Origin of the sequence: Pinibacter soli, from assembly GCF_029961145.1 — a bacterium.
GTDB classification, from domain to species: domain Bacteria; phylum Bacteroidota; class Bacteroidia; order Chitinophagales; family Chitinophagaceae; genus Pinibacter; species Pinibacter soli.
Genome location: NZ_JASBRG010000007.1, coordinates 752,154 through 764,765, shown reverse-complemented (window position 1 = coordinate 764,765; position 12,612 = coordinate 752,154). Strand labels below are relative to the sequence as shown.

Genomic DNA, 12,612 nt, shown 5'->3' with positions numbered 1-12,612 from the left:
AAACCGTCCGCTCATAACCGTTGCTGAATAAAATTATAAAAAGTTGATGATTAAAATTCTAAAGCCGACTTCTATTCTTCTGCTGGAAGCTAAAGATCAAAAGCAAACGATGTTGAAGTTCCGTTGTTTGTCCGCCTACATAACGCCAATACGATGTTGGTGGCAATGCTTTTTATCATATGGGTTGTGCAAATTTTAAGTGATAGCCATTAATGTCTTTAACAACATATTGTCTTGCGCCCCAAGCCCTGTCAGATATCGGCTCGATAATGTTTACGCCGTCCGCTAAATGTTTTTGAAATAATTTATCGGTATCGGATACCCAAATAAAAATTTCAGGGCAGATTTTTTGTTCTTTGATTAGACTTGCAATGTCTAGGCCGTAAGAAAAATATATTTCTACATCTCCTGATTTTACACCTGCGTACACGACAGGTTCTCCATACTCGGAATCAAGAGTCAAACTAGGAATATTAATATAAAAAGAAAGTGCTTTTTGTACATCGTTAGTGGAGATAACAGGAACTGCGCTATGAAGCAAATTTGATATCATTTCTATACCAATTTCTGCAGACAAATAATTTTGAGCACGTGAAATTAAGCATGCATTGCCACCAACGGTGAGGCATTTGCGATGGCACGGCAATAGTGAACTGTCAGCCGAAACAAACGCTTAATTGAAAAACTGAAGTTGAAGATAAAAATAAATGCTCAATAGTTTTACGTCGCCCTGAATATGCTGTTGATTAAAATTACTGATGCCGGAGTTGCTCCCGTCCAGCCACGCTTTTAGCAATGCCGTTGAAGCGGGAAGATTTTCTTAAGAGCTAATTTCAAGCTTATATCCTTTGCCGCGTATAACAACAATATTGATGTTCGGATCAAGTTCCAGTTTTTTTCTAAGCTTTGAAATGAACATATCCAGACTGCGGCCTACTATAACACCTTCATCTTCCCATATCTCTTTTTGTAGACGGCTTCGCTCTATGGTTTCGTTAGGAGACAACGCGAAAATGCTGAGTACACGGGTTTCAGTTCTCGTCAAGTCAATGGTCTTTCCATTTATCATGAGTTTACGAGTCTCTGCATCGAACGACATCGAACCTAAAGTGAATATACCAGTATGCTCGCTGTCAGGTTCAGGTAAATCCTTCCGCGGCTTAACAGGTCTTAAAAAAATAAATCCAACAAATGCTAAAACTAACAAGCCGCCCAAAAGATATCCATTCTTTGCTGTAATTATTCCTGCCGGTTTGAATTTAATATTAATCATGTAACATGCTATGGGTTGCCTTCTTCCTTTACAGGCTACAATATCATCTTTCTTATTTTTTGATATAGCAAATCCGTAGGCTACACTGGCATTCGCACAATTCAGTACATTAACAATGTAATCACTTGCGAGCGGGTCTTGGGCTAACAAACGCTGAGTAGTATTCACCAGGAATTCGGGTTGAAAAGTAAACGCACTCTCAAAACTGATCTGGTATTCATTTCCGGCAATTTTTTTTACTGGAAGTACCCGTGATGTGCTGTCGCCCGACTGAAGGAGTATTTCATGCCCGATTCGGCGAAGCAAAATTTCCCTTCTGGCAAAGTCAAAGTTATCACTGCCTGTCATGCTGAAAGCCACACAGATTATCGAGATAAATAATAGTATTATTAATCCGCCTATGTACTTATGCTTTATGAGCGGGAAATTTCTTCTAACAAGCATAATGCAAAGATATTATTTACAAAGTTTACACTATTATTTACAATCCAGGTTCTGCTGTCTGAACCCTGTCAGAGTATTTTTGTTGCATCAACTTTAACCGGATCTGATTTATCAAAAGACAGATTTATGTTAACTAAAACTACAAAAAATATGAAAAAAGTTCTCTATGCGCTGATCTTAGCGCTGGTTGTGGCAAGCGGACTATTATTTGCCAATCGCGAAATCAAAAATGAAACTTCTGCAAAATCAACCCCAAAGCCACTCTCTGCTGCAAACAGGGAAGCCGCAGTGAAAAAATGGGAGGCCAGCCCAGGTGGTATAGCGTACACAAAATGGAAAACGTCTCCCGAAGGTAAAAAAGTACTTGCCAGTGCTGCTAAAATAGGGAAATATATTAGTGATTCTTCCAGTATGGAGGCCGTTGTAACCTCTCTTTCTCTTCCGCCAGGCTCACGATTAGGTTTCGGAGTGATGGTCAGGATTAATGGTGACGATTATATTCTTAGTTTTGGACTGGAAAGTTCTATCGAATTTCAGCAATTGCAAAGCCTGAAAGTTAACGACAAGATAACTATAAGAAGCCGTAGTGTGTCGCATGCCCCCAAGTATTTATATCCAATAGTATCGGGCGACTATATAGAACGAGATAGTAAGATAATTTATAAACGTGCCCCTCGCAAAGGTGGCTGCTGAGTAACGTTAATTGTTTTCTTAGCTACGCTTGGTTGTTGAATAAACAATCCCAATTGTGCCTACAGTGTGGGCACAATTGGGAGACATAGCAAGTAGTGATACAACGTCCATCCGTTTTCAAAATAAATTAAAATAGTTGTCAAAAATTGGCTATCCATGTGTCATAAATTTGAGACACGCGTGTCATTGATGACACAATCCTTGAACTTAAGTTCAAAACCGAAAGAATGCGAAACTATTCGACAAAAACAATATTTGGTTCTTCGTGTGTCGTACTAGTTAAGGAAGACAGTATTTTCATAGAACATTATTTCAATTCATCAAGGATTTATATGAATGTGTGTTCTTAGATTTAGTAAGTGTTCGAATGGTGACTAATTCGCACTAGGTACTTTATTAATAGAAGATAAATGTTATTGATTAATAGATATGAAAGTAATTACTGCAATTATAGTTAAGTCGGCAAAGGATTTTGCAATGCTTCTTCCGTAACAGCACCATGAGAAACAGATACAGATAGCAGGCAATGATCCCAATATACTTTTGCTTCAATTGCTTTTTCCTAGATTCTTTTTTACATCTTCTTCGATGTCTTTTTTCAGCTCATGTATTTGCTCTGCTTCGTCAATAGAATGCGACCGTTGTAAATTTTCTTCGCTCTTGCTAAACTCACTTAGTTTGGAATAGTATTTCTGGATCACTTTTAACTCATCCTCGGTCATGTTTTCGACGTTGACAAGACGATTGCTAGCGAACTCATGGGCGGCCACGAGCTCGTTTAATTTTAATTGTATAGCAAGCGAATCTTTGTTCTGTGACTTTTGAATAAGGAAAACCATTAAAAAGGTGATGATAGTGGTGCCTGTATTGATTACCAGTTGCCAGTTTTCCGAATAATGAAAAAATGGTCCGGAAACGGCCCAGACTATAACAATTAAAAATGCGACAAGAAATGCTATTGTGCTTCCTGCTGCTTTGTTTACCTTATTGGCAAATGTTTCAAAAAAGTTTGAGGTGTCTTGTGTATTTGTATTCTGTCTCATTGTTTGTGATTTTTATCAGTTATCTCTTACATCCAATATGGATAAAACTTTCAGCTAATCGCAACACTCTACAGGGTGGCATGCTATTGTCAACTTAAGTCGAAGAAATACCATACACTGCAGGTAATAGAAAGTCCAATCCGGGTGTAACGCCTGTACGGACTAAATAAGCAAATTTGTTACCATGGTATTTGCGGAGTTAAGCCAGCTTTTCTTTACCTCACTATGGCATAATTGTTATGCATACATTTCATTCGCTCATTTATAATTATGTTCAATGCCAAAAAGTAAAAAAGACAATTCGTCTAAAAAAAATGAAAGTACAAAGATCAATGATCTGCTGCCTGATATACAGTCTAATGAAGACGAGTTACTTACCACCAACCAGGGCTTAAAAGTGAATGACGATCAGAATTCACTGAAGGCCGGAAGCCGCGGTGCTACGCTGCTGGAAGATTTTATTTTGCGGGAAAAAATCACCCATTTTGACCATGAGCGAATTCCGGAAAGAATTGTACATGCCAGAGGTACAGCGGCACATGGCATATTCCGTTTGTATAAATCACTTGGAGATGTTACCAAAGCGGGTTTTTTAAATGACACTTCTATTGAAACGCCTGTGTTTGTAAGATTCTCTACAGTGGCGGGTTCTCGCGGCTCAACGGACCTTGCACGCGACGTGCGTGGTTTTGCTGTGAAGTTTTATACACAGGAAGGCAATTTTGACCTGGTGGGCAATAATATGCCCGTATTCTTCATACAGGATGCGATTAAATTTCCCGACCTAATTCATGCAGTAAAACCTGAACCACATAATGAAATTCCGCAGGCAGCATCTGCACATGAAACCTTTTGGGATTTCATATCGTTGATGCCGGAATCTACTCACATGATTATGTGGTTAATGAGTGATCGTGCTATTCCGCGTAGTTATCGTATGATGGAAGGATTTGGTGTACACACTTTTCGTTTTATAAATGAAAAAGGAGATTCGAACTTTGTTAAGTTTCATTGGAAACCTTTGCTGGGTGTGCATTCGGTAGCATGGGATGAAGCGCAGAATATTTCCGGTAAAGATCCTGATTTTCATCGTCGCGACCTTTGGGAAGCTATTGAAAACGGTGCTTTCCCTGAGTGGGAACTGGGTGTACAGATCATACCAGAAGCCGACGAACACAAGTTTGAATTCGACCTGCTCGATCCCACCAAACTGGTGCCGGAAGAACTGGTGCCTGTACAAAGGATTGGCAAAATGACGTTGAACAGAAACCCTGAAAACTTTTTTGCTGAAACAGAGCAGGTGGCTTTTCACGTAGGACATGTGGTGCCGGGTATTGATTTCACTAATGATCCGTTATTGCAAGGCAGATTATTTTCATACACAGATACTCAGCTGCTGCGACTTGGTGGACCTAATTTTCATGAAATACCTATCAACAGACCGGTAGTTCCAATCCATAACAACCAGCGTGATGGTCACATGCGCCAGCAGATCAATAGTGGTAAAGTGAGCTATCATCCAAATACACTTGGCGGTGGTTGTCCGTTTCAAGCCGGCATGAAAGATGGAGGCTTTACTTCTTACGCTGAACGCATTGACGCTAAAAAGATAAGGGAACGAAGCCGCAGTTTCTTTGATCATTTCAGTCAGGCGACTTTGTTCTTCAATAGTCAGTCACAGCCGGAAAAAGATCATATCGTTGATGCCTTTTCGTTTGAGCTGGGCAAAGTGAATACACAAGAGATAAGGGTGCGTATGTTGGGTATATTATCGCTGGTTGATAAAAGTCTTGCAAGCCATGTGGCACGTAAGCTTGGACTAAATGTGCCAAAGCCTGAAATGCCTATTAATAAAAGCATTCCGGCTGATGGTGATCCTACGGAATATGAATCCATCATTGCAAAAAGTAGTTTGGAAAAATCAGATGCACTAAGTATGATGGGCACTAAAAAAGACTCTATTCAAACGAGGTGCATAGCAATCTTGGTGGCTGATGGCGTTAATGAAATGTCTGTAGATGCAATGACAAATGCGTTAACTGAGCAGGGTGCAACATACCAATTAGTAGCGCCGCATCAAGGCACAGTAATGAGTACCAATGACAAGGAGATTGCTATAGATCAAAGTTTTCTTACGGCTGCTTCTGTGTTGTTTGATGCGGTGTATGTGCCGGGCGGTACCAACAGTGTAGTCAGCCTTGAAGCAGAACCTGATGCTATCCATTTCATCAACGAGGCATACAAGCATTGCAAAGCCATCGCAGCAGATGCGGATGCGATGCAGGTTTTGAAAGCAACTTATTTTTCGAAAAAACTTCCTAAAGATTTAAAGAATAGAAAAAAGGAGGAAGAAGGTTTGATTATAGAAAATGATATTGCAGTACTTACAAAAAGTTTTATAAAAGCCGTTGCTGCACACAGGTTCTGGCACAGAGAAAAGGCCAGAAAAGTGCCTGCGTAATTTATACTGATGGTCACACAATATAGTTCCATTTCAAGGTCGTCTCACTGTTATATTGGTTTGATCCATTGGTATTATATGTGTTGTGTTAATAGCGTTTGATCAATTAGGTCAGGCGCTATTTTATTTTATGTGGGAAATGATTTGCAGTTATTGGGATTGTAGCACTGCTGTATTTGGGTAAGATTAACCACAGGTCCGCCAGTCGCTTTTACAAGCATTTCTATTTAGCCGGTCGGCGTACGTGGAACGCCATTTGTGAATATCAGTTTACAACATGATCGTTATGAAAAAAAATGCGCAGTTAAGGGCTCCTCATTCTACTCCCCCAAAAAACAAAACTAATCGCAGGCAAAAAGACGCTTGTTTGACAGTGTTCATGGAACAGGCGCATTTGCATATATCTTCACACAAAGTAAAGGCTCATGAGCTTTTTGGGTCATTTACCGCGAATATTTTAAAAGAGAAAATAGTTTTTACAAGGTAGCATAATCAGCTGTTGTAAAACACAAGTCCATAGCTTTCTTCGGTAATGATATCGTTCCAATTCTTTATTAAATTTTTGTACGCTTAGCCAACGGGCGTTATTTCCCTATTCAGATTATATAGTCCCAGTTCATTAATGTTTCCATTATCTTCTCTTAGTGCAGTGTCCCAATCTACGTGATGTACAAGGCTGTACCACGTAAACCCGACAATAGGCACGCCATCGTGTTTTAATCTATGCACATTTGCCCATTGTTTTAAAACCCATTCGGTACAGTAAGGCATCTTAATATTTGTTTCTGTATGCATAGGTAGCAATTTCGTAATGTTCTACTTTCTGTTTTTGTTTGTTCCAGGTGGGTTGCAAAGGCGCTTTTCAATCCTTCAGAACTCGCTGCTTTTTGCATTTTAGGTATTCTTTCACAAGGTTCTTCTCTGCCCAGTAAATGTCTTTTATCTCATCTACAAAATAAGAATTTACACGTGATGAAAAAAAGACGACTTACGGTATAATATGCGTACTTCTGTGTTAAAGAACTTTGATAAGTGTAAAATTATTTCTAATTTCTGCTTCTAATTAAACTGAGGAAACGCACACATTGAAAAAAGGACCCATCATAATTATAGATGATGATCAGGATGATTGTGACTTGCTTCAGCATATTATTGATAATATTGCTCCGAAAAGTATTTACAGATTTTTTGCAAATGGCCAATTGGCATTGGATTATTTTCTGCAAACGCCGGAAAAGCCTTTTGTTATTTTTTGTGACATCAATATGCCGGTAATGAGCGGGCTTGAATTATATAAACGCATTTCTGAAAACGAATACCTTCGGCAAAAATCTATTCCTTTTATTTTTTTGACAACCAGCCGCAACCCGGGGGAGATAAGAAAAGCTTACGAGCTTACCGTTCAGGGTTACTTTCAAAAGCCTTCAAATTTAGAAGCTTTCGAGGATCTGGTAAAAAGTGTACTGGATTATTGGGACAGGTGCCTGCATCCTAATTCTATTAAATGAATATGTTAGCAATGAAGACATTTCGGATCATCATTGTTATCAATTGGTGCAGGCAGTCAGTTTAATTGTTTTAAAGGAAGGATAATATGAAAAATTGTTCCCTGGCCTTCTTTGGCTTCTGCGTATATCTCGCCATGGTGAAGCACCACAATCTTTTTACACAACGCCAAACCGATTCCTGTACCTTCAAATTGTTCGCGGGAATTTAATCTCTGAAAAATTAAAAATATCTGTTCTGAAAATTTTTGATCAAAGCCAATGCCATTGTCTCTAAAAATAATTTCTACATACGGCACCTTGCTATTCAAATCAGGATATTTTTCCATGTCCGCCTCTGCCAAGGCATTTGAAGTAATACTTATAACAGGAACAATGTTGGTATTAGAAAATTTTAAAGCATTGCTTAATAAATTATAAAATAGCTGGTTGATCTGTAATGGCACTGCATCTATCATAGGTAGCTTCTTGTATGTGATGGATGCATTTTTCTCAAAGATCAGTAAATCAAAATCAGCTATAACATCCTCTATAACTTTATTCAGATCTGTTTGCTCAAAAACAAGTTTAGACTCAACTATTTTTGAATAGCTGAGTACATCCGTAATTAGAGTGGACATACGATCCGCTGACAAGCTGATTTTTTTGAGTAATTGTTTAGCCTCGTCTTTTATATCGCCACTATAACGTTGATTGAGAAGACTGGCAAACGCCCTGATCTTTCGCAACGGCTCCTGCAGATCATGTGAGGCTATGGATGCATATTGCTCTAAGTTCTCGTTTGAATGTTTTAATGACTCATTGGAGTTTTTCAGATCAAGCGTTCTTTCTTCTACTTTCTCTTCCAGTTCCAGTGTGAATTTTTTCAGCTGCGCTTCCTGTTTCTTCATGTCGGTTACATCTTCAACAACCAATAGAATCAACTGTTCCGCATCTTTTTTTCTAAAAATTTGCGTAGCATTCAATAGCATAATCCTTTCACCTGAATACTTGAAGACCTGCCTGATTTCAAAATCCTCCATTTCTTTTCCTTCTAATAAAACGGTCTTCAGCATAGATCTTAAATAGGGGATATTCCATTGTCCTTCCTCCAGTTCATAAAATGACTTGCCTTCCGTCTCATTTTCCGTTGTTCTAAATTTCTGATAGTATGACCTGTTAGCTGTCTTCACATTCATATTCTTGTCTAGCACAATGAGCGGTTCTCTAATAGTGGCTATAATTGATTCCGCATATAACCTGGCTATATTTAGCTGTTCGTTACGATCAAAAAGCTCCTGGTTTAAAATCGTAAGTTCTTCGTTAGTACTTTGTATTTCTTCTTTTGTTGATTGTAGCTCTTCATTTAAACTTTGGAGTTCTTCACTGCCTGAAAGAAGTTCTTCATTCGCACTTTGGAGTTCTTCATTTACCGCTTCCTGATCTTCTGTAATGCTTCTCATATCTTCCCGCGTCTGGGCAAGTTCCATTTGCAGTCTTTGAATATGCAAGGCTTCAGCGTTTTGCTGGTCAGGATCTGCAGATGGAACCAATTTTAAAACGGCATTGGATAGCTCGCGGGGAAACATGCTTTCTTTGAAGAGGATCAAAAAATAAGGTTCAGCAGTGTTTAATAAGGGTACCACTTCAATAGTGACCCATTGCATTTTACCCATAAACTGCATGGGAATATTTTCTTTGACAATGGGCAGTTCGCTTACTTTTACTTTGTGCAATGCGTTCCTTAATTCAAAAGCCAATCCTTCCCGTGCCATTTTTAAAACATTCAGAGTTGGCTTGCCGGAAGATGGTTCGAGCCAGTTGCCTGTTGCTCCTCTGAATTGCACTATTTCCATCTGGTCATTAATCACCACCCCTGCGGGAGTATATCTGGAAAGCAAAATATCATCGGCACTTTTTTGAAAATCTTCCTGAACAAATTCATTTTTAGCAGCAATATTGTTTTTCTTAAATTCTGAATTGTCCGTAAGGATATTTAAGTATTTTCCCTCGGCCGGTTTTCTGATGTATACTTTTTCATTTTTACCGAAAATGGCAAACAGATCGGACGCGGGGCTTACAGATTCAGATTTTCCAAGTAGCAGGTACCCGTTATCTTTTATTGCATAATGGAACGTTGTAAGTACTCTTTTTTGTAAAGAAGGTTCCATATAGATAAGCACGTTCCTGCAACTGATCAGATCTATTTTTGCAAATGGCGGGTCCTTCAGAAAGTTGTGACAGGCAAATACGCAGATATCCCTGATAGATTTATCTATTTGAAAATTACCCTTCCATTTTGTGAAATACTTTTGCAAGCGGGCAGGAGTCAGGCTTGTGATTTCATTTTGCGAATACGTTCCTGTCCTTGCTTTTGTAATAGCTTTTTCAGAAATATCAGTGGCGAAAATTTGAATTTTATCATCAATGGCTTTGTCTTTAAAATACTCATACAGGCAGATAGCCATTGAATAAACCTCTTCTCCGGTGGAGCATCCGGCAACCCAGATGCGTAAAGGAGCCGCTTCGGCTTTGTTTCTTAAGAGAAGCGGAAATATAGTGTCGCAGAGAAAATCAAAAGTTTTTGTGTCGCGAAAAAAACTGGTAACCGGTATCAACAGGTCCTGGTACAACAAATCCTGCTCTTGTATATTTTCTTTGACAAAAGAGAGGTAATCAGTAATATTTTCCACGTTATTCAATCCCATTCTACGGATGATGCGTCTGCGGATAGTGGTTTGTTTATAATAGGTAAAATCGGCACCTCTCCGTGCATGAAGAATAGCCAGCAATTGGCGAAAGGCATCTCCGCCGTTGGGATTGGCTTTTTCATGTGGCCCGGTAAAGTCAGGTTGAAATGATCTGACAAGCCTTGTCAATTGCAAAGGAATTTCTTCGGGGGCAAACACGAAATCTACCACGTCTGAATCAATCGCATTTTGCGGCATGCCATCATAGGCCGCCGATTTGGGGTCCTGGGCAATGGTAATACCGCCTTGCTCTTTAATAGCTTTAAGTCCTATCGTGCCATCTGTTGCAGTGCCGGACAATACAATACCTATAGCCTGGCTGCCGTGAATTTCTGCAAGCGATGTAAAGAACACATCGATAGGCATATTCTTTTCATTTTTGGCCGGCCGTGGGCTTAATTGCAGAACACCATCAGTTGCAGTGAGTAACTTATTGGAAGGTATAATGTAAATCCGGTCCGGCTCTACACGTATGTTATTTGTAATCTCGTAAATGGGTACAGGAGATATCTTTTGCAGCAGCTCTGCTAATTTACTTTCGTGTGTAGGTTCCAGGTGTTGCACTAAAATATAGGCCATTCCGGAAGTTTCGGGAATAGCTTTTATTAGCTTTTTAAATGCCTCTAATCCTCCGGCAGATGCACCAACGCCCACAACCGGGAACCCATTTGTGGGAAATTGTTTTGTTTTATTTTTATCTAACCCCTTTTCGGACATTATAAAGTTTTTCGGCAGGTTAACTGCCTGTGTTCGTTAATAATTGTACCACACAGTAACTGCAAATTCAAAGTCGGCGGTTTTATCGAAGGTTAAATAACAATAATAATATCATGGAGAAATAGCCATGTTTAAAACTATTATCAGCAAGCGCATGAGGGTGAGTTATCGGACATGCATCACTAAAACTTTTTACATCAACAGCACTGCTTTTAAATTTTGCAATCTGTTTAGGATAGCGCTCTATTGCAAATTGATTGACCTTAATTATCTGCTATTCAAATGTAGTTCTTTTCTGGCCCATTTCAAGTATTCCCGGGTCTTTTGACTTTGAGATATTGCGCTTTCCAAATCAATCAGAAATAGCGTGTTATCACAGGTTCATGTACTTTGTTATGAATAAAATAAGCCTGTGTTTTGCCCGATTGGTATGCGTATCAAATAAATGTAATTGTGAGAAATTGCTTCACGTAAAAACGACCAGCACAAATAGTCATTTGCAGCGATGATAGTAACACGTTATTTACTATTTGCAAGTACATATTTTTTCAGGAATTCTTTTTTTGAATCATGAAAGGAAGAAACGATGCCAATTTTATACATACAGAAAATAAAGATCCAGGCAGGATCTATCTGATACGATAAAAAACCGGCACGGGCGCTGCCGGGATACAAGTGATGATTGTTGTGCCATTCACCGGTAAAAAGCCCCGGCCTCATTTGATTAACGGACAAATTGCTTCTGTCATAATCCAAACCATCAATATGCTTTTCTTTTCCTTTTGCATGACCGGTATAGTTAAATGCGCGAACAAAAATAAACCACAACAAAGTGCTGCTAAAAATAGCACAGGCCAAAGCATTGCCGCCTACAAAGTAGAGAAGGGTATACCAAAAAATCCAGTTGAGCAGCCATGATGCAATAGTGTAAAGTGGTTGGGCAACAGAACCCCATTTACGATACTGTTTGAATGAATTAATTTTTACTCCTGTATGTTGCATAAATCGACAGACCTTTAAATAATTCTCTTCCGTAAGGTCAGGAGAGATCCGCTGGTGATTAAACTCTGCCAACATGCAATACCACAAACCTCCCCTGGAATTGTATGGATCGCCCGGTTGATCAGATTTGGAATGATGCACATGGTGTGACACAACATAAATTTCTTCCGCAAGTGTTTTAACAACCATATGTTGCGTTAAAAAACGCCAAACAGGGTGACTGAACTTGTAAGCCTTATGTGTGCAGTAACGGTGAAACCAAATGGTGCCGTGCGTTCCCATGACGATCACACTGTAAAGCACTACAACAATCATAAGCCGCCATGAAAAATATTGTGTAACAAAAAGAAATAGAAAGGGCACCATACAGACAATCATAACGATTGTCTGTAACGATATCCAGTTTTTACGCGAATTAAAAATATTCAATCGGGAAAGTGTTTCATGGAATAGTTGTGCTTTGATGGGAACAATCAATTCGTGATTTTCATTTTGCCATCCATAAGACGGCTTGCGCAGAATTTTATCGATAAATGCCATAAGTTCTTTTAAAATATTAATGAGCCATTTGAGATTTGTTACAGGAATTATCTTTCTTTTATTCCTGGTCAAACCGCACGCTGTTGCCATGCTGCCTCACAGATGGTAAATGCAATGTAGTATTGAGTAATAGCCCGAGAAGATGTATATATTTTACCCTCCTTATTTGCTATTTGTTCTTATAACCTAGTTAGTGATGGGAAAT

General features: G+C 39.1%; 10 protein-coding genes. 3 read left to right on the top strand and 7 right to left on the bottom strand.

What is annotated here, in order from left to right; translation table 11 throughout:
* Positions 1–175: 175 nt before the first annotated feature.
* Positions 176–577, bottom strand: coding sequence for a VOC family protein (locus tag QJ048_RS13985; RefSeq protein WP_282334995.1), 402 nt, complete (start codon positions 575–577; stop codon positions 176–178).
* Positions 578–820: 243 nt separating this feature from the next.
* Complete coding sequence (locus QJ048_RS13980; protein WP_282334994.1) at positions 821–1,717, bottom strand: winged helix-turn-helix domain-containing protein; 897 nt, start codon at positions 1,715–1,717, stop codon at positions 821–823.
* A 150-nt stretch (positions 1,718–1,867) separates the two neighbouring features.
* Here QJ048_RS13980 and QJ048_RS13975 point away from each other — a divergent pair, with 150 nt between their 5' ends.
* Positions 1,868–2,410: a hypothetical protein gene (locus tag QJ048_RS13975; protein WP_282334993.1), complete on the top strand. Its 543-nt coding sequence runs from the start codon at positions 1,868–1,870 to the stop codon at positions 2,408–2,410.
* Between the two features lie 548 nt (positions 2,411–2,958).
* Here the strand turns inward: QJ048_RS13975 and QJ048_RS13970 are convergent.
* The gene (locus tag QJ048_RS13970; RefSeq protein ID WP_282334992.1) at positions 2,959–3,453 is read right to left on the bottom strand and encodes a low affinity iron permease family protein; all 495 of its coding nucleotides are present in this window, start codon (positions 3,451–3,453) and stop codon (positions 2,959–2,961) included.
* A gap of 277 nt (positions 3,454–3,730) precedes the next feature.
* On the opposite strand from QJ048_RS13970, the gene QJ048_RS13965 reads away from it, so the two are divergent.
* The gene (locus tag QJ048_RS13965; protein WP_282334991.1) at positions 3,731–5,914 is read left to right on the top strand and encodes a catalase; all 2,184 of its coding nucleotides are present in this window, start codon (positions 3,731–3,733) and stop codon (positions 5,912–5,914) included.
* A 570-nt stretch (positions 5,915–6,484) separates the two neighbouring features.
* On the opposite strand, the gene QJ048_RS13960 is transcribed toward QJ048_RS13965, so the two are convergent.
* Both QJ048_RS13960 and QJ048_RS13955 read right to left on the bottom strand, forming a co-directional pair.
* The gene (locus tag QJ048_RS13960) at positions 6,485–6,709 is read right to left on the bottom strand and encodes a hypothetical protein (RefSeq protein WP_282336713.1); all 225 of its coding nucleotides are present in this window, start codon (positions 6,707–6,709) and stop codon (positions 6,485–6,487) included.
* Entirely contained in the window at positions 6,658–6,807 is a 150-nt protein-coding gene (locus QJ048_RS13955; protein ID WP_282334990.1) for a hypothetical protein, read from the bottom strand. The genes QJ048_RS13960 and QJ048_RS13955 overlap by 52 nt, the downstream gene beginning before the upstream one ends.
* A 192-nt stretch (positions 6,808–6,999) precedes the next feature.
* On the opposite strand from QJ048_RS13955, the gene QJ048_RS13950 reads away from it, so the two are divergent.
* Complete coding sequence (locus tag QJ048_RS13950; protein WP_282334989.1) at positions 7,000–7,422, top strand: response regulator; 423 nt, start codon at positions 7,000–7,002, stop codon at positions 7,420–7,422.
* Between the two features lie 56 nt (positions 7,423–7,478).
* On the opposite strand, the gene QJ048_RS13945 is transcribed toward QJ048_RS13950, so the two are convergent.
* Both QJ048_RS13945 and QJ048_RS13940 read right to left on the bottom strand, forming a co-directional pair.
* A complete protein-coding gene (locus QJ048_RS13945; protein ID WP_282334988.1) occupies positions 7,479–10,865 on the bottom strand; it encodes a CheR family methyltransferase in 3,387 nt (1,128 codons plus the stop codon).
* Positions 10,866–11,384: 519 nt separating this feature from the next.
* The gene (locus QJ048_RS13940; protein WP_282334987.1) at positions 11,385–12,407 is read right to left on the bottom strand and encodes a fatty acid desaturase; all 1,023 of its coding nucleotides are present in this window, start codon (positions 12,405–12,407) and stop codon (positions 11,385–11,387) included.
* Positions 12,408–12,612 lie beyond the last annotated feature (205 nt).

Bases quoted from the DNA above. Each gene is read 5' to 3' on its own strand.
- QJ048_RS13940 (WP_282334987.1), bottom strand. From the start codon at position 12,407: ATGGCATTTATCGATAAAATTCTGCGCAAGCCGTCTTATGGATGGCAA.
- QJ048_RS13955 (WP_282334990.1), bottom strand. From the start codon at position 6,807: ATGCAAAAAGCAGCGAGTTCTGAAGGATTGAAAAGCGCCTTTGCAACC.
- QJ048_RS13975 (WP_282334993.1), top strand. From the start codon at position 1,868: ATGAAAAAAGTTCTCTATGCGCTGATCTTAGCGCTGGTTGTGGCAAGC.
- QJ048_RS13945 (WP_282334988.1), bottom strand. From the start codon at position 10,865: ATGTCCGAAAAGGGGTTAGATAAAAATAAAACAAAACAATTTCCCACA.
- QJ048_RS13980 (WP_282334994.1), bottom strand. From the start codon at position 1,717: ATGCTTGTTAGAAGAAATTTCCCGCTCATAAAGCATAAGTACATAGGC.
- QJ048_RS13970 (WP_282334992.1), bottom strand. From the start codon at position 3,453: ATGAGACAGAATACAAATACACAAGACACCTCAAACTTTTTTGAAACA.
- QJ048_RS13965 (WP_282334991.1), top strand. From the start codon at position 3,731: ATGCCAAAAAGTAAAAAAGACAATTCGTCTAAAAAAAATGAAAGTACA.
- QJ048_RS13960 (WP_282336713.1), bottom strand. From the start codon at position 6,709: ATGCATACAGAAACAAATATTAAGATGCCTTACTGTACCGAATGGGTT.